This window comes from Nitrosomonas communis (genome assembly GCF_001007935.1).
Taxonomy (GTDB): Bacteria; Pseudomonadota; Gammaproteobacteria; order Burkholderiales; family Nitrosomonadaceae; genus Nitrosomonas; species Nitrosomonas communis.
Map to the genome: position 1 here is coordinate 3,954,896 of NZ_CP011451.1, position 21,708 is coordinate 3,976,603.

At 48.1% G+C, this 21,708-nt stretch carries 23 protein-coding genes and 1 tRNA gene; 7 read left to right on the forward strand and 17 right to left on the reverse strand.

Annotation, left to right across the window (positions count from 1 at the left end; translation table 11 throughout):
• Positions 1–3 precede the first annotated feature (3 nt).
• From AAW31_RS20240 to AAW31_RS17980, 3 genes are all read right to left on the reverse strand, one after another.
• The gene (locus AAW31_RS20240) at positions 4–1,113 is read right to left on the reverse strand and encodes a transposase (RefSeq protein ID WP_148906929.1); all 1,110 of its coding nucleotides are present in this window, start codon (positions 1,111–1,113) and stop codon (positions 4–6) included.
• A 165-nt stretch (positions 1,114–1,278) separates the two neighbouring features.
• Positions 1,279–1,512, reverse strand: a complete 234-nt coding sequence (locus tag AAW31_RS17975) for a pyrimidine dimer DNA glycosylase/endonuclease V (RefSeq protein ID WP_052752351.1) — start codon at positions 1,510–1,512, stop codon at positions 1,279–1,281.
• An 8-nt stretch (positions 1,513–1,520) separates the two neighbouring features.
• On the reverse strand, positions 1,521–2,081 hold the full coding sequence (locus AAW31_RS17980; RefSeq protein WP_410055185.1) for a lipocalin family protein: 561 nt from the start codon (positions 2,079–2,081) through the stop codon (positions 1,521–1,523).
• Positions 2,082–2,604: 523 nt separating this feature from the next.
• Here AAW31_RS17980 and AAW31_RS17985 point away from each other — a divergent pair.
• Positions 2,605–2,877, forward strand: coding sequence for an IS630 transposase-related protein (locus tag AAW31_RS17985; protein WP_200899669.1), 273 nt, complete (start codon positions 2,605–2,607; stop codon positions 2,875–2,877).
• On the opposite strand, the gene AAW31_RS22935 is transcribed toward AAW31_RS17985, so the two are convergent.
• Entirely contained in the window at positions 2,874–3,050 is a 177-nt protein-coding gene (locus tag AAW31_RS22935; protein WP_235264415.1) for a hypothetical protein, read from the reverse strand. The genes AAW31_RS17985 and AAW31_RS22935 overlap by 4 nt on opposite strands.
• On the opposite strand from AAW31_RS22935, the gene AAW31_RS17990 reads away from it, so the two are divergent.
• The 5 genes from AAW31_RS17990 to AAW31_RS18010 all read left to right on the forward strand — a co-directional run bounded on the left by AAW31_RS17990 (position 2,970) and on the right by AAW31_RS18010 (position 5,247).
• On the forward strand, positions 2,970–3,440 hold the full coding sequence (locus tag AAW31_RS17990) for a transposase (RefSeq protein WP_144413021.1): 471 nt from the start codon (positions 2,970–2,972) through the stop codon (positions 3,438–3,440). The genes AAW31_RS22935 and AAW31_RS17990 overlap by 81 nt on opposite strands.
• Before the next feature lie 104 nt (positions 3,441–3,544).
• Entirely contained in the window at positions 3,545–3,742 is a 198-nt protein-coding gene (locus AAW31_RS23815) for a type II toxin-antitoxin system HicA family toxin (RefSeq protein ID WP_046851291.1), read from the forward strand.
• On the forward strand, positions 3,739–3,978 hold the full coding sequence (locus AAW31_RS18000) for a pilus assembly protein HicB (RefSeq protein WP_046851292.1): 240 nt from the start codon (positions 3,739–3,741) through the stop codon (positions 3,976–3,978). Before AAW31_RS23815 ends, AAW31_RS18000 begins: the two co-directional genes overlap by 4 nt.
• Positions 3,979–4,183: 205 nt before the next feature.
• On the forward strand, positions 4,184–4,699 hold the full coding sequence (locus tag AAW31_RS18005) for a winged helix-turn-helix domain-containing protein (protein WP_046851293.1): 516 nt from the start codon (positions 4,184–4,186) through the stop codon (positions 4,697–4,699).
• A complete protein-coding gene (locus tag AAW31_RS18010; RefSeq protein ID WP_200899670.1) occupies positions 4,681–5,247 on the forward strand; it encodes an IS630 family transposase in 567 nt (188 codons plus the stop codon). Before AAW31_RS18005 ends, AAW31_RS18010 begins: the two co-directional genes overlap by 19 nt.
• Positions 5,248–5,434: 187 nt before the next feature.
• On the opposite strand, the gene AAW31_RS18015 is transcribed toward AAW31_RS18010, so the two are convergent.
• From AAW31_RS18015 to AAW31_RS18075, 13 genes are all read right to left on the reverse strand, one after another.
• Positions 5,435–5,511, reverse strand: a tRNA-Arg gene (locus tag AAW31_RS18015).
• Between the two features lie 67 nt (positions 5,512–5,578).
• Positions 5,579–5,803, reverse strand: coding sequence for a hypothetical protein (locus AAW31_RS18020; RefSeq protein WP_046851294.1), 225 nt, complete (start codon positions 5,801–5,803; stop codon positions 5,579–5,581).
• A 133-nt stretch (positions 5,804–5,936) separates the two neighbouring features.
• Positions 5,937–6,563 (reverse strand): isochorismate family cysteine hydrolase YcaC, encoded by a 627-nt coding sequence (gene ycaC / locus AAW31_RS18025; protein ID WP_046851295.1) that lies wholly within the window; start codon positions 6,561–6,563, stop codon positions 5,937–5,939.
• Positions 6,564–6,685: 122 nt separating this feature from the next.
• A complete protein-coding gene (locus tag AAW31_RS18030) occupies positions 6,686–7,552 on the reverse strand; it encodes a pirin family protein (protein WP_046851946.1) in 867 nt (288 codons plus the stop codon).
• A 166-nt stretch (positions 7,553–7,718) separates the two neighbouring features.
• On the reverse strand, positions 7,719–9,335 hold the full coding sequence (locus tag AAW31_RS18035; RefSeq protein ID WP_235264416.1) for an MFS transporter: 1,617 nt from the start codon (positions 9,333–9,335) through the stop codon (positions 7,719–7,721).
• 14 nt (positions 9,336–9,349) lie between these two features.
• Positions 9,350–11,362 carry an amidohydrolase gene (locus AAW31_RS18040; protein WP_144413022.1) on the reverse strand — a complete coding sequence of 671 codons (2,013 nt, stop codon included), beginning with the start codon at positions 11,360–11,362 and terminating at the stop codon, positions 9,350–9,352.
• A gap of 94 nt (positions 11,363–11,456) precedes the next feature.
• Complete coding sequence (zwf, locus tag AAW31_RS18045; protein WP_046851296.1) at positions 11,457–12,947, reverse strand: glucose-6-phosphate dehydrogenase; 1,491 nt, start codon at positions 12,945–12,947, stop codon at positions 11,457–11,459.
• A 269-nt stretch (positions 12,948–13,216) separates the two neighbouring features.
• Positions 13,217–15,034, reverse strand: coding sequence for an adenosylcobalamin-dependent ribonucleoside-diphosphate reductase (locus AAW31_RS18050; RefSeq protein WP_046851297.1), 1,818 nt, complete (start codon positions 15,032–15,034; stop codon positions 13,217–13,219).
• Positions 15,035–15,557: 523 nt separating this feature from the next.
• Complete coding sequence (locus AAW31_RS18055) at positions 15,558–16,907, reverse strand: nicotinate phosphoribosyltransferase (RefSeq protein ID WP_235264417.1); 1,350 nt, start codon at positions 16,905–16,907, stop codon at positions 15,558–15,560.
• Positions 16,904–17,488 carry an isochorismatase family protein gene (locus AAW31_RS18060; RefSeq protein WP_046851298.1) on the reverse strand — a complete coding sequence of 195 codons (585 nt, stop codon included), beginning with the start codon at positions 17,486–17,488 and terminating at the stop codon, positions 16,904–16,906. Before AAW31_RS18060 ends, AAW31_RS18055 begins: the two co-directional genes overlap by 4 nt.
• Entirely contained in the window at positions 17,469–17,930 is a 462-nt protein-coding gene (locus tag AAW31_RS18065) for a universal stress protein (protein WP_046851299.1), read from the reverse strand. The genes AAW31_RS18060 and AAW31_RS18065 overlap by 20 nt, the downstream gene beginning before the upstream one ends.
• An 18-nt stretch (positions 17,931–17,948) precedes the next feature.
• Complete coding sequence (locus AAW31_RS18070; protein ID WP_046851300.1) at positions 17,949–19,376, reverse strand: RtcB family protein; 1,428 nt, start codon at positions 19,374–19,376, stop codon at positions 17,949–17,951.
• Positions 19,377–19,497: 121 nt separating this feature from the next.
• On the reverse strand, positions 19,498–19,905 hold the full coding sequence (locus AAW31_RS18075) for an archease (RefSeq protein ID WP_082110592.1): 408 nt from the start codon (positions 19,903–19,905) through the stop codon (positions 19,498–19,500).
• 483 nt (positions 19,906–20,388) lie between these two features.
• Here AAW31_RS18075 and AAW31_RS18080 point away from each other — a divergent pair, with 483 nt between their 5' ends.
• The gene (locus AAW31_RS18080; RefSeq protein WP_046851302.1) at positions 20,389–21,510 is read left to right on the forward strand and encodes a 3-deoxy-7-phosphoheptulonate synthase; all 1,122 of its coding nucleotides are present in this window, start codon (positions 20,389–20,391) and stop codon (positions 21,508–21,510) included.
• Positions 21,511–21,708 lie beyond the last annotated feature (198 nt).

A 21,708-nucleotide genomic window follows, 5' to 3' on the forward strand; every position in this document is an offset into this window, starting at 1 on the left:
AGCCTATTCCCATACTTTGATCTTATCTAGATGGTCAACGAAGTGCAGGGTTCCCTGTTGAGTATCAGCATTCATTTCGACTGCCAGATTGTTTTTGACTTGACGCCGCAGCACCACTATCCGCCGCGCGCGACTCCAGCCTGCCAATTGGATTTGATCCTCTACTGCGTCAAAGCCTTGCCCCACAGGCTGCCACTGGTTTTGCTGCCATTTCCGCTCGATCAAACGTTTAATTCCAGCAGTCTGGCGCAGTTTGAACAGATAACGCTGATTAATCTGTTCCATTCCAGCCATCACGCCTTCATTGCCAAAAGCACTGTCGCCACGCACCAACGCAGGACGCTTTTCAAGAGCCAAGTCTTCGATTAACTGCCGCAGACGGGGTAGGCTATGTTTGGCAGCATGAGATTTACCGCTTTGCACTTCAACATCAAGCACCAGACGAACATTGCTAATCCAATACGTATGCAAGGTGTGGCTTGGCCGTCCCGGCTTGCTAGGATTGTAGCCGATCTCAGCACCTGTTTGACGGCCATATAACAGCTTGACGCTGCTATCAGCGTCAAGAATCCAGGCAGTATTCAAGGCCTCACGAGTACTCTCGCTGAGCGCTGTATCCATCCAGCTTGTACTCTTCATCAGCTGAGCCAGGCAGACAGCACGTTGCGATTCATCGCAACGTTTGGGTAAACCTGGCGCAAGCGCACTCAGCGCGCGACGCAAGCTCTCATCGCTGACAATCTTGCCCATGCCAAGTATCTCAGGAGCCACTTCGTCTCCTGGTAGCCCGGCGATGTGGGCATAGCGTCGCTGCCCATCAAGAATGGAGAGCAACCAGGTACCCAGTAAATCAACCACAGCAGGCGCATTAGGACTCGTGTAAGAAAGCGGGCATCCTTCTACCCAACGGGCAAATAAGCCGGTAACTTCCAGGAATTCAGAAAAAAATGCCAACTGACCCATGGCTGTGGCACTTCCGTTTTCATCCCAGCGCACGTGAAATCGACCACCAGGAGTCGACAAACACATCTCCTCTGCAGATTGCTCCATCTCCTGCACGGCGTTACTTACCGCCTTTGCCGCTCCTTTTTCCTCAAAATCCTTTTCACCCATTGGGTGACTCCTTTATTCAGCCATAAAGCCTTGACAGTACTACGTTTTCGGTTGTTTTTATAGGTTCAACTGAGGAAAATAGGTTTATGCAGTAAATGCTTGAACTTGTATTGGATCTGCCTGTTCGTAATAAGAATATACTCTTTAAAGCCCAAGTCAACGATCTTAGTTTTTTGAGATGATAATTTCTTCGATCAGCCTCTTCGGCGTCTTTTTTAAATAACAAGCAATTGCCGCAGATGAATTATGCGTAATTTTAAACTGCATCAACTGCGGTTGATTTTCATAGCCTTTGGTCTTACCAAGCAAAGCATTTTGAGCTTGCAGACCTTCTCTCCAAAACACTAGCAGACCTTTTGCATAGAAATATTTGGATAGATTGACCAAAGCCGCATACAAAAACGCCCTTACTTTGCTAAATTTTGCTCAGTAAATATGAGCGCATTGGTATCAAAGCCGAGTTCTTTTGATTTTTTGACAAATCGTTCTTTCACGTCCTCACTGACTGTTGGCGTTCTTGATAGAAGCCACAGATAAGACGTGTTATAGCCTGATACAAAGGCGTATTGATAATTTTCCTGATCCAGATCAAATATAATGTAAGACCCATAAAACGGACCAAAAAATGAAACTTTTAAACGCCCCTCATCACGGCTTCCAACAAAATAGGCTTTTCCTTCCGCCACTTTCCACTTGTTTTCTTCAGCTAAAAATCCGCGGTTGATAACGTTGATACCATCGTCACTGCGTAATTCATATTCAGCTGTTACGTTACTCAAACCCCGTTCAAAGGAATGATCCAGCCGGGCAATTTCATACCACTTGCCAAGATATCTGCTTATATTTAGATTTTTAACAGGCACAACACCTTCCGGCATGCCTGTGCAGCTGATTAGCAAGAAAAAGAAAAGAACTAATAATATACGCATGCGTTTCACTTCATCAGAATTGATAATTGTAATACCCAACGATTCGAAGTATATGCCTTGTGGTACTAAATACTGAATGACCATTGCTGGTCATCAGTCAGAAAAAAAATGTTTTGAGTCAGTAAAAGGTATCAGTCATTGTATCTTGCAAAATGAACGAATTGGCCGACTAACAGTACCGTAATGAACATTAAGATACGCGGCAATTTTAAGCATTGTGTAATGTCACGTTTTGTCTATTGCATTCATTGCCTCTCCTCTATCAGTCATGCCGGCAACAATTTCATCCTTTGGTTTCTTGGGTGATTTCTTCGAGCACTTGTTAATATGAATACACCTATGGCTACGTATCATAAATGTACTTCATTCACTTCTTGCACTATACAACGACTGACACTGAGGCATTCTGAAATTTCCATAAGCATTGTGTTACAAATGCTATAGATTGAAAATGCTTAAAAACCCTTTACTAGCTCAAGGCGAATGATCTCGTTCATGGGCAGGATATCCGTGACAAGTCAGGCGTATAGCATGTCCCCTATAAATTGATTATAATTTACAGATGACCTATCCGATATTATTTCGCCATAAAGTATTATCCGTTCGTGAGAAGGAGAACCTCTCAATCGCGCAAGTGGCCAAGCGTTTTGGTGTAGGTGTGGCCAGCGTGATGCGTTGGATCAAAACTCCCGATCCCAGGACCACCCGCAACAAACCTGCCACCAGGATCAACATGGAAATGCTGGCGCAGGACATCAAGAATTATCCGGACGCGCATCAGTACGAGCGCGTTCGAGCGTACCAGGCGTCTGGGAGTCAGCAAGCAAGGCATTAATCATGCTTTAAAGCGTCTGAGTGTGACTTATAAAAAAAAACCTGTGTCACCCCAAAGCCAGCGAAGAAGAGCGGCGTATCTTCCAGAAAAAAATTGAAGACTATGAGCGAGCAGGCCGCGTTATCGTCTACCTTGATAAAAGCGGCTTTGCTCACGACATGCCACGCACGCATGGCTATGCGCCAGTGGGTGAGCGCGTCCATGGCGTAAAAGACTGGCATGCACGAGGTCGAACCAATGTGATTGGCGCTCTCATCGGAAAGACGCTCCTGACCATAAGTCTGTTCATCGCCAATATCACCGCTGACATTTTCTATGGGTGGATAACGCAGGACCTGTTGCCTAAACTTCTGCCCGCTTGCGTGATTGTCATGGACAACGCAACCTTTCATAAACGGCAGGATATCCAAACCGCCATTGCCAATGCCGGGCATACACTTGAATACCTACCGCCTTATTCCCCTGACTTAAATGACATTGAACCCAAATGGGCTCAGGCCAAAGCCATCAGAAAAAGGGAAGGTTGTTCCATCGAGCAGCTCTTTGCCGTTTATGAAATTTAAATCATTTTATATGAGATCTGCTATATACCTAACTTAATTGCAGTGGACGCACCAATGCGTTTCCCTGATTTTCATCGTTATGCGAAGAATACAAGGACAAGTCTATGCCGCCAAAAATTAGGGATTTAATAACAGAGCTGGAGAAGGCGGGATTCGTGAATTGTGGTGGAAAAGGAAGCCATCGAAATTTTGCCCACCCGAGAGCACAGAAACCTATAACAATTTCGGGTAAACTTGGGGATGATGCAAAACATTATCAGGTCCGAGCAGTGCGCTTGGCCCTAGAGGAGTTGAAAAAATGAAAGACAGCGCGAAATACGCAAAGATTGTCGAGTGGTCGGAAGAAGATCAGTGCTATGTAGGGAGTGCGCCCGGGTTGATTCTCGGCGGTTGCCACGGTAACGATGAAAAACAAGTCTTTGATGAACTGTGCCAAATCGTCGAAGAAGCTATAGAACTTTATCATAAGGATAACAAGCCATTGCCACCAGCTACTTCCGGTCATGACCTTGCCAACAGCTTACAAAACATCGCATAACCATCCCATCCAGCAGCTGCCAAAAAGCGGCGCACTGATGGGCAGCGTTAGGCCTCATGAAGCAAAACGCCGACCTTGCTACAAAGTTCTACTCGGAGCCTAAAGTGTTATCGTCATGTTCCTTGGGCTTATGTTTGTCTTATTCCATTTCGCGTTATAAGATGTAATAATAAGTCATCCAGGCTCACGTAAATGGACGACAATTATGGCAAGACCAGCAAGTGGTGAAGAACATCTTGAATTGGCCCGAAATGCGGTACGGATCGCTAAAACAGCCGATGAACTGCGTAGCGCACAGGCTTTACTGCTGCCACTCGAATTGGGTCTGAGTCTGGAGCAGACGGCCATTGCTATTGGTCGATCAAAAGGCAAGACCTGCACATTGCGTACAAATTACTGCAAGCGAGCCACTGGAAGAATGGCTGCGCCCGTTGCCAAGCGTAATCTGCGTAATCGGGCAAACCGATCGCTTGAAGAAGAGAAGGTGCTGTTGCAGGAGGTATTTGACGGTGCCGGCGTTGGTGGAGTATTGGTGGTTCCGCCGTTTGCCGATAAGTTGCGCCAGAAGATGGGTGTCCCGCTTTCGCTTTCGGCCATATACCGAATGCTTGCGCGCCATGGTTGGCGTAAGATTGTGCCTGATACCACCCACCCAAAAGGAGATTCCTTAGTCCGGGAAGACTGGAAAAAAAACTCCCCGGGGTGCTGGGTCAAGCGATAGCAGAGTTTGCTGTGCCTCGCCCCATGCGGCTGATGTTTCAAGACGAGGCACGATTTGGCCGCATCAGCGATTGCCGACGCGCATGGGCGCCTCGTCCAATGCGTCCGCTAGTCAAGGCTATGCTTACCTACGAGTACACCTACGCTTATGCAGTCTGTCCGCTGGACGGAAAGTTTGACAGCTTGGTATTACCTAATGTCAACACTGAGTGCATGCAAATCTTTCTTGATGAAATCGCCAGGCGCTACCCCAATGAGAATATCGTTATGGTGATGGACGGTGCTGGCTGGCATCGCAGCCATTCGCTGACGTTAGCTGAGAATCTTCGCTTGCTGCTATTGCCGCCTTATTCACCTGAACTTAATCCAGTCGAGCACCTGTGGGATGAGTTGCGCGAAAAGAGCTTTCATAACCGTGTATTTGACAGCATCGGCGCGCTCGAATCTCATCTGGTTGATGCACTTCGACATATGGAGGAAACTACGGATGCAGTGAAATCAATTGCCGGATGGGATTGGATAATTAATTCACTTTGTAACGCCAATTAGAATTAGGTGCCATCATTATGGGCTCCACTATCTTCAGTCAAATAAGTTAAGATTAGCCAAAAAATTACAGGGTTGAGCTATTTATCGCTCCTTTCTGGGTAGTAACTAGATGGAAATGCCTTTCTTTGATAAAACCTATTTGTCTTACGGCACTGGCAAATAGATTAAATAATTTTTTTCTAAAGAATGGCGCGCCCGGCAGGATTCGAACCCACGACCACTTGGTTCGAAGCCAAGTACTCTATCCAACTGAGCTACGGGCGCTATGTTTTTCCTTATTTTTATGTGGGTATTATAGCAAGTATCTTGCCTGGCAAAAATTAAAGTTTTTCTAAGACTGAAAGATTATCGAGCGGCAATTATCTAGCATCAATACTTCCATTTCTAAATCAAGACTGACTTTATCAGCTTTACCTTGCCGTATGATTGATACTGTCTGCGGTTCGCCTTCGCGCCATGTTTGATGTGAAATGGAATAGCTGGCGGCATAGGCTGCATTCCAGATGCTGTACTGCTGTACTGCCGTCCCTGCCTTGAACGTGGCGGCTGATTGCACTCATCTTGAGCAGCTGGACGATTCATAAACATTCAGCGTGACAAAGAGCATCCTTTAACACTGAATTTCCAGGAAAATAACTTTTGTGGCTAAGCCTGCGCTCAGCCATGATCCAAAAGTGTGCTCAATTCATTCATTGACTCGCTTTAATTGCATTATAAGCCGTGAAAAGATTACGGTAATCGGGAATATGATTGGAAAACAACATTCCAAGACCTTCCACATCATTGCGCCAGTCACGATGCAGTTCACACGCCACCGCAAACCAACTCATCAGTTGTGCGCCCGCTGCGGCCATGCGGCTCCACGCCGCCTCGCGTGTCACTTTATTAAAAGTACCTGAGGCATCCGTCACCACAAATACCTCAAACCCCTCTTCCAAAGCAGAAAGAACAGGAAATGCCACACAGACCTCGGTAACAACGCCTGCGATAATCAACTGTTTTCTACCGGTTTGCTTGACCGCTTTAACAAAATCTTCGTTATCCCATGCATTAATTTGTCCTGGGCGTGCGATATAGGGTGCATCAGGAAAAGTTTGTTTTAATTCCGGCACCAGCGGACCATTCGGGCCCTCCTCAAAACTGGTGGTTAAAATAGTCGGTAATTTAAAATACTTGGCTAAATCAGCTAAAGCCAGCACATTATTCTTGAACGTATCCGGTTCAAAATCACGTACCAGCGACAGCAGGCCGGCCTGATGATCCACCAAAGTGACGAGCGCATTGTTTTTATCGAGGCGATAATCAGTTTTACTCATTTGACTCCTCCTTATCTGAATAAAAGAAGACCGTATCAACACTAAGAATCCGTTAATTTATCCAGTTACCAAAGACAACGGTTACCATAAAACACTCTGATTCATCATTAACCGAGAGTAACCTAATGTGGTAATTGTCCAAAATGTCCGCTATTAAAATCGGCAATTGCCTGATCGATTTCAGCCTGGCTATTCATGACGAAAGGGCCTTGCCCAACAACCGGTTCATCAATCGGTTCGCCACTCAGCAGAAGCGCCACCACATTCTCCTGGGCGTTGATCGACAGCGTTTCACCACTGCGATCGAGCGATACCATTTGTGCTGCTTTCACTAGTGTTTCTCCGTTGACTACTACGGCTCCATGCAAAACGATAAGGGTTGCATTCCAGCCTTCAGGTAATGATAACTCGGCTGATTTTCCGTGGTGCAAGCGCAAATCCCAAACATTCATGGGTGTAAACGTGCGCGCAGGTCCTGCATGACCTTGGTAGTTGCCGGCAATCACGCGCACAATACCCGCTTCCTCAGGTAGCATGACCACTGGGATGTCTGTTTTGAGGAGCGTCTGATAGTGCGGTGCAGTCATTTTCTCCCTGGCTGGCAGATTGACCCAGAGCTGTACCATCTCCAGCCGACCACCCTCACGCGTAAATGATTCGGAGTGAAATTCTTCGTGCAAGATACCCGAGCCCGCAGTCATCCATTGCACGTCGCCGGGACCAATCGTCCCACCCTGACCGGTTGAGTCGCGATGCGCTACTTCACCATGGTAAACAATAGTAACTGTTTCAAAACCACGGTGTGGGTGTTGCCCTACCCCACGTGGCCGCTCAGCTGGTGCAAAATCGATTGGACCGGCATAATCCAGCAGCAGAAACGGACTCAACAATTTTCCATGGTTACGATAAGAAAACAGCGATCGCACTGGGAAACCGTCGCCTACCCAATGGAGAGGCGGCGCATCATAAATACCTGAAATCGTTTTCATCATCATCTCCTTACATGATTTATCCGATATTTGGATAAGACCCAGTGTACAGCCAGTATAGTCATCTGAATAGCCCGCATTATCAGCTATCATTGTTCTGCATCGTTCTATTTAGAGAAAATAAGCTATTAATGCTTAGTCCCATCAGGTAACTACATTCCTTTCATCAATCATGATGGGTTTTAGGAATAGCTTGCAAATGATTGCCTACAGGTGGCGTAACCGCGTGCGTCACGCGCGGTGGCGTAGCGCCACGATGCAAGGCAACAATTTTGTCTTGCAGAATTTTGTCTGCGGCGGATACACGGGCATGCTGGCGTAGATGCGCCAGCCAGGATTCGACTATGAATATCTCGATAAACCGTCCATGATCCTCGACATCCTCAAAAAATCCCCACTGAATAGCCCCGTCGCGGCGGCGAATGACTCCCAGCTCCTGCATCAGCGAATAGAACGCATCGCAATCCGCATCGGCAATACGATACTCCAGTGTCACAAGAACGGGTCCATGATCATGTGAAACAAACATACTCACAGCGGGTTCACCCCAATGGCCAGATGGGGTATAGTCGTGATGTTCACCCAGATTAAGTTTAAAGCGCACTGTAACAGGAATCAGCAAAAGTGCCAGCAATCCTGACGCCGCTAACGCCAGCGGCAAGCCGATAACCCCAGCCAGTTGCCCCCACCCAAGCGATCCCACCGTCATCGCGCCAAAAAGCACCATCTGAAAAATGGCGAGACCGCGGGCGCGCACCCAGTCCGGTAACGCTACCTGTGTGGAAAAATTGAGCGATGCTACCGCGCTAAGCCATGATATACCACCGATCAATCCGGCAGCGATACCCATGCCGGTGTGTTCACCATAGGCAAACATCAGCGAGCACAGTGCGGCTCCTGCCGTTGCCAGCATCAGGATCTTGTCCGCACTCATATGTTGTTTTATCACCGGCAGCAGAAGCGCTCCTACTACTGCACCGACCCCCAGCGCAGTCAGCAAAATACCATAAAGGCTGGGATCACCCTGTAATATTTCCTTGGCCACCAAGGGTAGCAATGCCCAGTAAGCAGCAGCACAGATGAAAAAGGCAAATGCACGAAATAGGGTATGACGCAATGGTGTGCTATGCAGCGCAAAGCGAACCCCTGCGCGCATAGCACCGGACAGGCGCTCTCGCGGCAGCGTATCAGCTTGCGTCGTGGCAGTACGCCACCATACCAACGCAGCTACTACGGCGAGATAAGAAATGGCATCAAGCAGCACTGTCGCTACTGCCCCTGCTACTGCCAGAATAAGACCACCCAATGCAGGGCCGATAGCACGGGCGATATTGACGCTCACCCCGTTCAAAATGATGGCAAATCCCAGTATATTGCGTGGCACGAGACGCGGAATAATTGCCTGCCACGCGGGCGCAGCAAAAGCCGTTCCCATACCGGTCAGAAAAGTGAAGAGCAGTAAAATCCAGGCATTTACCCCGTCTCGCGATAGTAGCCCAGCAAACAGAAAAAGCACCGCCGCCAACAGCATCTGTGTCCATAACAATAGCCTGCGGCGGTCAAACAGATCCCCTAGCGCCCCTGCGGGAAGCGCAAACAGGAAGATCGGCAACGCTGTCGCCGCCTGCACCATCGACACCATCAAAGGCGATGGTGATAGTTCTGTCATTACCCAACCGGAAGTGACATTGAACATCCAGGTGCCGATATTCGAGATCAGCGTCGCTGTCCACAGCACCGTAAAAACACGATGTTTAAATGGAGAAAAAGCCGACCCACTCATTCCACCTGGCATGCTCAATAAGCAAAGCAGCCACAACCAAGAGCCCACGGATGATTAAAGCTGGGTCTCTCCTGTTGCCCCTGCTGCCCGCTAAGACCCAGCCAGCAGGATAACTTGCCGTCATGTCCCTGCACATGATTATGATGACATGCTACCGCCATGGAGGCACTGGTGACGGGAAGAGCAGAGCCAACAGCATCAGCCTGCTGATAACCACCAAAACGACGCACTGGTGACCAGTCTGGACTGACTGGAGGTAAAGGTCTGTCATGCGATTTGAATTCCGCATCGGCATAAACGATTTTGCCGCCCACCACAGTCATGACAGCGGTGATGTCCTTGATCACTTCCTCCGGTACCGTCATAAAGTCATGTGACAGCACTGCGAGATCGGCGTATCTGCCAGGCATCAAAGCACCCTTGACCTTCTCCTCATTGGATTTATAGGCACTGCCCAGCGTCCAAAGACGCAGTGCTTCTTCGCGTTCCAATCGGTTGGCATCGCCATAAAGCGGCAGACCACCAACCGTCTTGCCGGCCACCAGCCAGTAAAGGGATATCCAGGGGTTATAGCTGGCCACACGCGTCGCATCGGTGCCGCCACCGACCGGGATACCCATCGCGAGCATTTTGCGGATGGGTGGGCTGTGCTCTGCGGCATGCTTGCCGTAACGGTCCACAAAATATTCACCCTGAAACGCCATGCGGTGCTGTACAGCAACCCCGCCATTCAAACGTTGAATACGTTCCAGATTTTTTTCACTAACAGTTTCGGCATGATCGAAGAACCAGCGTACATCACCAATGGGGGTATCACGGTTGATCGTTTCGAAAACATCCAGAGCGCGGCCGATGGTTTCGTCATAGGTCGCATGCAGACGGAACGGCCAGCGATTTTCCACCAGGAAACGCACGACCTCGCCCAGTTCTTTTTCCATATTCGCTGCCATCTCAGGGCGCGGTTGTAAGAAATCTTCAAAATCGGCAGCTGAAAACACCAGCATTTCACCTGCGCCATTATGGCGCAGATACTCATCGCCGCTGTAGGGCTTGACTATGCCTACCCATTTTTTGAAGTCTGCCAGTTCACCGCCCTTATTCTGTGTGAATAAATTATAGGCAATCCGAACCGTCATCTGCCCATCTTCATGCAGTTTCTCAATGACTTCGTAATCGTGCGGGTAGTTCTGATAGCCACCACCCGCATCAATGCAGCTCGTCACCCCCAGGCGGTTCAATTCACGCATGAAATGGCGTGTTGAATTGACTTGGTCGCTCATTGACAGCCTGGGCCCTTTGGCCAGGGTCGCATACAGAATTAGTGCATTCGGCTCGGCGATTAACATGCCAGTCGGATTGCCTTTCGCGTCGCGCTCGATCCGACCGCCGGCAAAGTCCGGCGTATCCTTCGTGATCCCTGCTGCTCGTAGCGCCGCCCTGTTGAGTAGCGCACGATCATACAGATGCAGGATAAAAACGGGTGTATCTGGTGCAACCGCATTAATTTCTGCCAGTGTCGGCATACGGCGCTCTTTGAACTGGAATTCGCTCCATCCACCGACTACACGCACCCACTGCGGCGCGGGTGTACGATCAGCCTGGATTTTCAGCATGGCCAGGGCATCCGCCAGGCTGCGTACCCCATCCCAGCGCAGCTCCATATTGTAATTCAGCCCGCCGCGGATCAGGTGCAGGTGGGAATCATTAAGACCGGGAATTACGCGCTTGCGTCCCAGGTTGATCATTTTCGTATCTGGCTTTGCCAGCGTACGGATCTCCTTATCCGAGCCAATAGCGGTCACAAATCCGCCTGTCAGCGCAATAGCCGCCACCTCGGGATTACGCTCATCCAGCGTGGTAATTTTACCGTTGTAGAAAATCACATCAGGTACATTATTTACCATGGCATGACCCTCCTTTGGAAACAGATTGAGATAGCGTTCGGCTAACAACCCTGTACCCAGCAGCACACTGCGCTGTATGAAAGTTCGGCGTTTCAGGTTCTCGATAACAGAATTTCTTTTCATAAGCTATTCCTCTTAAAACCAAGAGACAGATGCAGATAAATGATATCAGTGATGGTCTAGACGCCAGGATAATTTAATCAGACTATCCCCGAACTTACAGCTCGTTGCGCCAGGTTTGATCGTCGTTATCAAACAAGCGGTTGGCTTCTGTCGGGCCCCAGCTTCCGGCCGAATAGGTTGGAATAAATTCGCGTTCGACCAGCCAATGTTTTAAAATGGGATCGACAACCCGCCACGCCCATTCCACCTCGTCAAAGCGGATAAATAGTGAGCGATCGCCCTCGATCACGTCGAGCAAGAGTGTTTCATAAGCATCGAGTGCCTGTTCGTCAGTTTTGAGGAAACTCGCGTTCATCTGCATCACACGTGTGTCCATGTCAAGGCCAGGCTGCTTGACGTGAATTTCCAAATGCATCGATTGCTCGGGCTGGATCGACAGCAATACCCAGTTCGGCTCGATGAATTCCAGTGGCGTCTCGCGGAAAAGCTGTTGCGGTGGATGCTTGAAGCGGATTGCGATCAGTGAAGTCTGCTTCGTCAGTCGTTTGCCGGTACGCAGATAGAACGGCACGCCACGCCAACGCCAGTTATCGATATAAAACTTTGCAGCAACAAAAGTCTCAGTGAGGGAGTTGATCTCGACATTTTCCTCCTGCTGGTAACCTGCCACTGCCTGTCCATCGATGTTGCCAAATGTATATTGTGCACGCACGGCGTGCGCATGGACTGCGCGCTTGGCAATCGGTCGGATCGAGCGCAATACCTTGACCTTTTCGTCGCGCAGTGCATCTGCCTCAAGCGCGACCGGGGGCTCCATCGCTACCACAGTCATCAGTTGCATGAGATGATTCTGCAGCATATCGCGCAAAGCACCGGCACGATCGTAGTAGCCGGCGCGCTTTTCGATGCCGATCGACTCCGCTACCGTGATCTGCACATGATCGATGAAATTACGATTCCACAGTGGTTCAATCAGTGTGTTGGCAAAGCGAAACACAAGCAGGTTCTGCACTGTTTCCTTGCCGAGAAAATGGTCGATGCGATAGACCTGCTCCTCATCTAAATACTGATGCAATAGACGATTCAGCACCTGCGCTGATTCGAGATCTTCGCCGAAGGGTTTCTCGATCACCACCCGGTTCATACCACGCGGCTGGTTGAGCCCAACTGCTTCAAGATTCTTGATTACCACCGCGAAATCAGCAGGTTTGATTGCGAGGTAAAACACGGTACGCGAACAAGCGGGTTCCGGCGGCAAGTTGGCTGCTAGCGCGCGATATGATTCCACATCATTGATATCGCCCCGGTGGTAGCGAAAGCGGGCGAGGAAGCGCTCAAATACTGGACCTTCCAGCTTGGCTTTGACTTTATTAGCCAGTACGCTTCTCAGGTATTCACGCCAGCTGTCAAGTGTCCAGTCGCGACGGGAAAAAGCAACAATAGTGAGCCCTTCCCCCAGCCGTGAAGCTACTTCCAAATGAAACAGTGCAGGCAAAAGCTTATTTGATGCGAGATCACCTGTTGCACCGAAAATCACGAATGAACACGGCAAATTCTCTGATTGACGCACCTTTGAGCTATTCATCTCCATTCTCCTTGATCATATGACCGCCGAAGCCATGCCGCATTTTAGCGAGCAGCGTTATAGTGTAGTCGTTCTTATCCCATTTCCAAATCAAACATGACGCGAAGGCGAGCCGCAGACAGTAAGAAGAATACGGCAAGGTGAAGCCGACAAAGCTAGTTTTGATTTAAAAATGGAATTACCTTGCGTAGCGAAACGGATCGCAAAGCTTACTAATAACTCCATTTTATATCCCAGCACTACAGAAACATCCAGCACTTATTCTTAGCTTAATCTGCTTCACGCTCTAAATTACAACAATGCGGTGCTGTTTGTTCTTGTTCTATCTTGCTGAGAATAGTGCCCGTCACCGGATTAGGACGAAAAGCCGTGCAGCCTTTCAGACCAAGCTCATAAGCCTGTTGATAGAGATTACGAAATGCTACAAAATCATAATCTGTCGGCACATTGATCGTTTTGGAAATGGCCTGGTCCACATAGGGCTGAATAGCTGCCTGCATTTGCAAGTGATCAGTGGGTGAAAGCTGGTAGGCATTGATAAATGCCGGAGGTAAGGATTTACTTACTTCCCTGCTGCGCCAAAAAGCCACGGCATAATCGACTACCTGATATTCTGAATAATTCCCATCCAGCCCCAATACGCGTCGCGTGTAGTCACTATCAAAAACAGGCTCCAGACCACTTGAAATATTATTGGCAAGAAGACTGATCGTGCCGGCCGGCGCAATCGCTGTCAGATGGCTGTTTCGTATACCATATCGCGCAATATCCTGCCGAACAGAGCAGGGTAAGGAGCGCACAAAAGTACCGGCAAGATATTTTTCCTGATCGAAGGAGGGAAACGGTCCTTTCTCCCGAGCGATATCAATCGAAGCTTGGTAGGCAGTATGACAAATTGTCTGCATGACTGATTGCGCCATCTGCAGGGACGCTTTGCTGCCATAAGGTATATTCAGCATTATGAGCACATCGGCCAGACCAGTAATCCCTAACCCGATCCGTCGCGAAGAATGCACTTGCATAGCCTGACTGGGTAATGGGAAATTCGAAACATCTATGACATTATCCAGCAAGCGCACTGCAATTCTTGTCGCTGCGCTAATCCCTTTCATATCCAGATGCGCTTGCTCTGAAAAGGGCGCACAAATGAATTGCGTGAGATTAATAGAACCAAGATTGCACGCACCACACGGAGGCAACGGGACCTCACCGCAAGGGTTGGTTGCATGAATCCTCTCACAATAATAGAGATTATTAAGTTGGTTGATACGATCAATAAACAATACCCCTGGTTCAGCATAATCAAAGGTAGCACGCATGATTTTTTCCCATAGCTCACGTGCACGAACACGCTTGTATACCTTGCACGGAACAGGTTGTCCGCAACTTGACCAATCTCGCATCAGCACTTCACCATCCATTACCTGTTCACCCACTGGAAAAACCAGCAACCAGTTTTCATCCTTATTGACTGCGGTCATAAGATCATCGCTAACCAATACCGAAATATTGAAGTGCCGTAACTGAGTTCGATCCTGTTTAGCGGCTATGAATTCCTCAATATCAGGATGGTCGCAGCGTAATGCCCCCATCATGGCACCGCGCCGTGCCCCGGTTGAAAGAACAGTGGCACACATACTGTCCCAGACATGCATGAAAGAAACGGGGCCAGATGCAATGGAACCAACCCCATACGCCTGCGTGCCCCGCGGGCGTAGTGTGGAAAAATCATAACCGACGCCGCCCCCTTGCTGCATCGTTAACGCACCCTCCTTAAGCGCATCGAAGATTCCTTCCATCGCATCGGGAATGGTACCCATCACAAAACAGTTAAAGAGTGTGACCTTGTGTGCAGTCCCTACACCCGCCTGGATACGACCTCCTGGTAAGAATTTAAAATTGTGTAGAATGTCGTAAAAGCGTGCTTGCCAATCCTCCCGATTACTTTCTCCCGCAGCCAAAGTAGAGGCAATGCGCCGCCAGCTATCGCTAATCGTGGCATCATAAACTACACTATCTTTACGATAGCGGTATTTAGTTTCCCAAACATGCCGGGCAATCGGTGTGGTGAAATAGAGATCGTTCATGGTTTTGAGTTAACATCTATTTGGTTTATCAGATAGGTAAAGAGATGAACAGCACGATCAAAATCAATGCGTACAGCACAAAATTATTTAATTCACATTGACAGACACTCGCACAACAAAAATGCCACTACCGAACCATAAAACCTTAACTATGAATTTGACAACATTACTGAAATTTTGTTGAATCGATATTGCTCTAGGCTATGATAATGTTCACGGGCTCAGGCAAGGGCACACAAATGGCCAGGATGGTGAAGCAACCGGGTTGCTAGAGAAACTCAATGCAGCAGATCCCGTTTTAAAGTTGAATATTGAGAAAGAAATGCAGAAAATCCACGCTCGATTTGATCTAAAAGAAATCGACCAACTGCAATAAGAGACGTGAGTCCGACATAAATATTAGGCTCACTCAGGCTCTTCCCGCCGTGGTGTGGCAATGCTTACGTTGAACTCACATTAATGAATAACTGATTTTCATGAAATCCCTGCAGGCACTTAAGCCACGATAAAAATATTAATTTGGCTACAAATGAGTCACCATTTCTGCATCAAGTTGTTTTGCCAGATCCTGTAAAGCGGTAGAGATCGTCACCGGATAAGCAGGAGTTGCTTCCAAGGTTGTCATGACTTTTGGTAAATGAGTATAGTTTGCCAAAGTCTGCTGGCGGAGGTCGTGTAACGATATTTTCGAATGGATGCGCTGCCCTGCCAGCATCATCGGCTCAAGCAGCGGCTGCCCTTCATGAGGATCATTTTCTGCTAGCGCCACAATGTCATGACTCATTTCATCCTCAGCAGTGTAATAACGGTATACCTGCTTTCTTCCCGGCCAGGTTGCCTTACCTTCTGAGCGCTTACGGCGTGGCTTGCCGGCATATTCCTGCAACTTATAAACACAATCAAAGGCAGGCGCATCGATGGAAATATCCAGTGCGGTGCCAATGCCAAAACCATCTATCGGTGCCTTGGCTGACAGCAAGGTTTGAAGTTTGTATTCGTCCAGGTTACCGCTGGCAAATATGGTCGTGCTTTGCAAACCTCCTTGATCAAGAATCTGGCGTACATTGAAGGCATGAGCCGCTAAATCGCCGCTATCCAGGCGAACACCTTGGATATTGATACGATCTGCAGCAAGTATCGGCGCTAAAGTGACTACTTTTCTGGCCGCGGCTTCGGTGTCATAGGTATCAATCAGCAACACAACGTTATCCGGGCTGGAGTAAGCAAAGTGCGCAAAAGCCGTCAACTCATCTGCATGCGCCTGAATATAGGAATGCGCCATAGTGCCAAATAAAGGAATGCCGTACAATGCTCCAGCCAGCACAGTTGCTGTGCCGGAAAATCCTGCCAGATAACTTGCGCGCGCTGCCAGTAAAGCAGCTTCGGCGCCATGCGCCCGACGCATACCAAAATCGACCAATAACTTATCCGGTGCGAGCAGCACTGAGCGTGCAGCCTTCGAGGCGATCAATGTTCCGAAATGAAAAAGATTGATAAGGCGCGATTCGATCAATTGTGCTTGGGGCAGCGGCGCAGTGACGCGCAAGACAGGTTCGTTAGGAAAAAACAAGGTACCTTCAGGCATAGCATGCACATCTCCGCTGAAATGGAACTGTTCAAAATAATCGATGAGCGAGGGGTGGAAGCGTGCAGCAAGCCAGTCGAGCTCCTCAGATGAAAATTTTAAATTTTCAAGAAAATTCAGCACCTGTTCTAACCCAGCCGCAACCATGAAATTTCGACCAGGCGGCAGCTTACGGATAAACAATTCAAAGACAGCCGTTTCTTGCATGTCTTGCTCAAGATAACTTTGCAGCATCGTAAACTGATATAGATCAGAAAGCAGCGGGCTGGAAAGTGGATTCATGCTCATGCAGTAACAGCCTCAAATTGGGTAAGCGTTGCGCCGAGATGCTCCATTTCTTCGCGTGCACGTAAGCCATCATCTGGCTTCAGATCAATGGCACCAATCGCATCCTCAAGAACAAATGTAGCATAACGATGTTGTAGGGCATCCTTCACAGTATTGAACACGCAGTATTCAGTCGCAACCCCCCCGATAAACAGGCGGCGAATACCTAATTCTTGCAGTAGCGCATGGAGCTGAGTACCTGTAAAAGCTGAGTAAGCATCTCTCTCTACCGTTGTCGCTTTGGAAATAACCTGCGTATTGATAGGAAATTCTATCTCCGGGTGAAATGCTGCCCCTGCTGTCGTGGCGATGCAGTGCGGCGGCCATGGACCGCCTTGTTGCCGGAAAGAACAGTGATCAGGAGGATGCCAATCGCGAGTGGCAAAAATCAGCAGGCCATCCTCATGAAAAAGCTTGAGATAGCGATTGATCACAGGAATAAGGGTATCAGCCATCGGCACAGCGAGGCTGCCGCCAGGCAGAAAATCATTCTGCATATCAATGATCACGAGCGCATCTCCGCTATTTAGTTTCACTTCCATGTGAATGACCTCGTATCAATAAAACGGGTATAGCTGCCGTACGCACTACGCCTTCAGCCACACTTCCCAATAGCAGGCGACTGAAGCCAGTTCGACCATGGGTGCCGATCACAATCAAATCGGCTTGCCAGCGTTCAGCCTCTGCCACAATAACATTGGCAGTGCGTTGGCCTTTTGCCTCGAGTAATTTTATTCCAGTGGCCAATCCTCCTTGCTGCACTAACGCTTGCGCTTCAATCAGTATTTTTTCACTACTTTCTCTGGCAGTTTCTTGCAGTTCGGCGTAATTGATATAACGTTCGTCTACCCAATAAAGAATATCTTCAAACACATGCACAAGCTCCAGCTGTGCACGATGCTGCTGTGCTAGTTTAATCGCTTCCTGCAGCGCACAATTTGATGTAGTACTACCGTCAACTGGAACCAGGATTCTTCGATACATGGCATCTCCCGTGTAAAATCATCCTTTTATACATGCCAGAGGTTTAAGAAAAGCAACTCTCCGAGCAAGCCTGGCCTGCTCTGTCGTTTCCGCGACCAAATCAATATCTTTATAGGCACCCGGTGCTTCCTCAGCTACTCCGCGCATTGAGCGGGAACGGATCAAGATACCCTGCTGGGCTAGCTCGCCGATTACCTGTTTTCCATGCCAACGAGCTAACGCCTGATGACGACTCAATGCTCGACCTGCCCCATGACTGGCTGAGGCGAATGCGGGATTATCCCGATTACCCGCAAGAATGTAAGAGCCTGTCCCCATACTCCCACCCACAATCACCGGCTGACCTAATGCACGGTAACGTTCAGGCAAGGAGGCATGCCCTGCACCAAATGCACGGGTAGCCCCTTTGCGATGCACATGCAGCATTCGAGATTTGCCCTCGACTTCATGTTTTTCTAGCTTGCATGTATTGTGCGAAACATCAAACAGCGTCTCCAGCTCACTATTTGGGAAAACTTCCATAAATGTTTCACGGGTCAGATGAGTCAAAATTTGTCGATTAGCTAAGGCGCAATTGATACCTGCATTCATTGCGCCAATATATTGCTGTCCTTCTGGAGATTTAATCGGGGCACAAGCCAGTTCACGGTCAGGTAAATGAATGCCGCAGCGCGCTGCCGCCTTGGCCATTGAGACAAGATACTCTGTTCCAATTTGATGTCCCAGGCCACGCGAACCACAGTGTATCGAAATGATAATTTGTGCTTCCTGCAACCCGAAAGCTTGCGCCGTCACAGTGTCAAAAATACGCTCAACTACTTGGACTTCGAGATAATGATTGCCTGAGCCAAGGGTACCCATTTCACCGCGTTGACGCTTCTTGGCTAATTCGGAAACGTTTGCTGGAACCGCGCCTGACATACAGCCTCGCTCTTCGATAAACTCCAGATCTGCCTCGCTGCCATAACCTTGCTGGACTGCCCAGCGTGCTCCACCGAGCAGTACTTGATCAAGCTGTTTCGTATCCAGCTTTAGAAAACCCTCCTCACCTACACCAGCCGGAATGACCCTGAATAGCCTTTCAGCAAGGGTCGAAAGGTGTGGTTCCACATCCTGCAAATTCAAGTTGCTACGCAAGCAGCGAATGCCACAGGAGATATCAAAACCAACGCCACCAGCAGAAATAACCCCCCCCTGCTCAGCATCAAATGCTGCAACTCCACCAATCGGAAACCCATAACCCCAATGCGCATCTGGCATCGTCATGGCAGCACCGACCAAACCGGGTAGTGATGCGACATGAGTGATTTGCTCGAGCACCTTATCGTCCATGCTCTCCAGTAAAGCCCTCCCACCATATAGCAATACTTCCTTCCGACTCTCGCCTGATTTGAGCGGGAATGTCCATAGATAAGGCTGAATTTGATGTAATTGCTGTAAATCCATCTGATACCCCCTCTTTCTTATTCCATTTCCAAATCAAAAATGAAGCAAAGGCGAGCCGCAGACAGTATCAATCATACGGTAAGGTGAAGCCGACAAAGTCAGTTTTAATTTAGAAATGGAATTATACGTCCACTACACAACGCGCTTCCCATATTGTGCCGATTTGCTTTACTGAAAGCATCGTTAAAGTCGCACCTTTAACCTCGACACCGTGTTCTAAATCCGCATGCCATTTTCCACCTAGCGCTTCAGCCTGCCATAAATTGCCCTGCCGGTGAATGCGAAAACGGCAAAAAACCATGCCTAGCTCACGTGCTTTTCCCAGCAGCAAATTTAACCAGGTTACCAGTGCGAATTCGAGATCTTCTTCTTCAAACTCAAAAGCCACAGAAATATCAGGCTGGACCGCTTCAAGATTGGTTACAATAGCAAATACTGCCTCAGCAGCTGACTCAAATGCTTGTTCGATCGTTGATCCACGTCCAATAATGCCGACATCGGCATCATGTTCAAAATAGTGTGAAATCATTTTTATATTTTTGGACCAGACGCATTCATCCATCTAAATAATGCAGCCTGAAGAACATACGTCATAAATTAAAAATAGTGTCTAATTCCATTTATTCCTAAATCAAAACTGACTTTGTCGGCTTCACCTTGCCGTATGATTGATACTGTCTGCGGCTCGCCTTTGCTTCATTTCTGATTTAGAAATGAAATGACAAAAAATATTTTAATACGGGCTATATAACCGAATGTGTGGAAGAATATAGCCAACCTGGCGGATAAAATACAATATTTACAATATTTTGACGCACGTCAAGCCGCATCGATAAATTACTAAAAATAAATGGGAATAAAAAATCCCACAAGATTCGAGAACAGAGCCTTAACATTAGATAATCTAGCTAGACGTATAGTTGCATAAGCAATGACAATCCCTTCCGATTTCAGTTAGAATCGGTATCGAATCACTGTTATTTCATCTTGTAGAACTATATCAGGCATTTTTATGATTCTTATTCTGAAACCAGGCACTCTTCCCGAGAGCCATGAATATAAGCAGTTATTTGCACACCTTGCTAATCTTGCAGGTATCACCGTTCGCGTACACACGGAAGTCGGCATTGAGCAAACGTTAACTGAAGTCTATTTGATCGGTAATACGAAAGCATTATCGGTTGAAGACATGCAGAGTCTGTCGTGTGTTGACCGAGTCGTACGTATCTCAGAGGAATATCGGGTTCTCGGTCGACATGAAAATGATGATCGCCCGACTTATTTCGACTACAACGGTGTGCGTTTTGGTCAAGATACATTAAATATCTTTGCTGGGTTATGCGCTGTCGATACGCTAGAGCATGTGGAATTAATGCTAAAAGCATTGCGTGATCATGGTCAGGTTTGTACACGCATGGGCGCCTATAAGCCTCGCACGAGCCCATATTCATTCCAAGGGCATGGTAAAGCCTGCTTGCCCTATGTATTCGATCTTGCTGGTAAGTATGAGATCAAAGTGATTGCGATGGAAGTAACTCACGAATCCCACGTGGAAGAGATTCGGGAAGCGCTCTACCAAACTGGCACTTCAACGGGTGTGATGCTGCAGATTGGCACGCGTAATACCCAGAATTTTGAGTTATTGAAGATCGTTGGCCGCCAGCAGGATTTCCCCGTACTCATTAAGCGTGGTTTTGGTATTACCCTGGATGAATCTCTTAATGCAGCAGAATATCTGGCCTCTGAAGGCAATCGAAAAGTAGTTTTTGGCTTGCGTGGAATGAAAACCAATATGGGGGATCCTCATCGCAATTTTGTAGATTTTGCACATGTGCCTGTGGTCAAGCGTATGACACGTATGCCGGTTTGTATTGATCCTTCACACTCGATTGGTACTCGATCAAGCACACCGGATGGCATTCCTGATATCATGCATGCAACTGCCCAGGGAATTATTGCAGGTGCCAATATGGTGCTGGTTGATTTTCATCCTGTACCTAGTAAAGCGCTGGTTGATGGCCCTCAAGCATTATTACTCAAAGAATTACCCCTTTTTCTAGAAGATGTTCGTATCGCGCGCGAGGCTTATGAAAAGCGAGCAGATCTAGCCAAGCGATATCAGGAAGCCAGTTAGGTTGTTCACGTATCAATAACTCATTTAAACGCTCATAATCAAGCTTGCGTGTATTTATGACTGAAGCGCGTACGCAATGATTGCAGAATTATTTTACATAAATATCTTATAATCTCACCCTAAAGTATGTTAGGCCAAATTATTATAGATAGACGAAGGTATATTATCGGTGATACCAGGTATCGTCTTCATGGAGAA

Bases quoted from the DNA above. Each gene is read 5' to 3' on its own strand.
- AAW31_RS20240 (WP_148906929.1), bottom strand. From the start codon at position 1,113: ATGGGTGAAAAGGATTTTGAGGAAAAAGGAGCGGCAAAGGCGGTAAGT.
- AAW31_RS17985 (WP_200899669.1), top strand. From the start codon at position 2,605: ATGACCTATCCGATATTATTTCGCCATAAAGTATTATCCGTTCGTGAG.
- AAW31_RS22935 (WP_235264415.1), bottom strand. From the start codon at position 3,050: ATGCGTGCGTGGCATGTCGTGAGCAAAGCCGCTTTTATCAAGGTAGAC.
- AAW31_RS23815 (WP_046851291.1), top strand. From the start codon at position 3,545: ATGCCGCCAAAAATTAGGGATTTAATAACAGAGCTGGAGAAGGCGGGA.
- AAW31_RS18000 (WP_046851292.1), top strand. From the start codon at position 3,739: ATGAAAGACAGCGCGAAATACGCAAAGATTGTCGAGTGGTCGGAAGAA.
- AAW31_RS18005 (WP_046851293.1), top strand. From the start codon at position 4,184: ATGGCAAGACCAGCAAGTGGTGAAGAACATCTTGAATTGGCCCGAAAT.
- ycaC (WP_046851295.1), bottom strand. From the start codon at position 6,563: ATGAGTAAAACTGATTATCGCCTCGATAAAAACAATGCGCTCGTCACT.
- AAW31_RS18030 (WP_046851946.1), bottom strand. From the start codon at position 7,552: ATGAAAACGATTTCAGGTATTTATGATGCGCCGCCTCTCCATTGGGTA.
- AAW31_RS18035 (WP_235264416.1), bottom strand. From the start codon at position 9,335: ATGAGTGGGTCGGCTTTTTCTCCATTTAAACATCGTGTTTTTACGGTG.
- AAW31_RS18040 (WP_144413022.1), bottom strand. From the start codon at position 11,362: ATGAAAAGAAATTCTGTTATCGAGAACCTGAAACGCCGAACTTTCATA.
- zwf (WP_046851296.1), bottom strand. From the start codon at position 12,947: ATGAATAGCTCAAAGGTGCGTCAATCAGAGAATTTGCCGTGTTCATTC.
- AAW31_RS18050 (WP_046851297.1), bottom strand. From the start codon at position 15,034: ATGAACGATCTCTATTTCACCACACCGATTGCCCGGCATGTTTGGGAA.
- AAW31_RS18055 (WP_235264417.1), bottom strand. From the start codon at position 16,907: ATGAGCATGAATCCACTTTCCAGCCCGCTGCTTTCTGATCTATATCAG.
- AAW31_RS18060 (WP_046851298.1), bottom strand. From the start codon at position 17,488: ATGGAAGTGAAACTAAATAGCGGAGATGCGCTCGTGATCATTGATATG.
- AAW31_RS18065 (WP_046851299.1), bottom strand. From the start codon at position 17,930: ATGTATCGAAGAATCCTGGTTCCAGTTGACGGTAGTACTACATCAAAT.
- AAW31_RS18070 (WP_046851300.1), bottom strand. From the start codon at position 19,376: ATGGATTTACAGCAATTACATCAAATTCAGCCTTATCTATGGACATTC.
- AAW31_RS18075 (WP_082110592.1), bottom strand. From the start codon at position 19,905: ATGATTTCACACTATTTTGAACATGATGCCGATGTCGGCATTATTGGA.
- AAW31_RS18080 (WP_046851302.1), top strand. From the start codon at position 20,389: ATGATTCTTATTCTGAAACCAGGCACTCTTCCCGAGAGCCATGAATAT.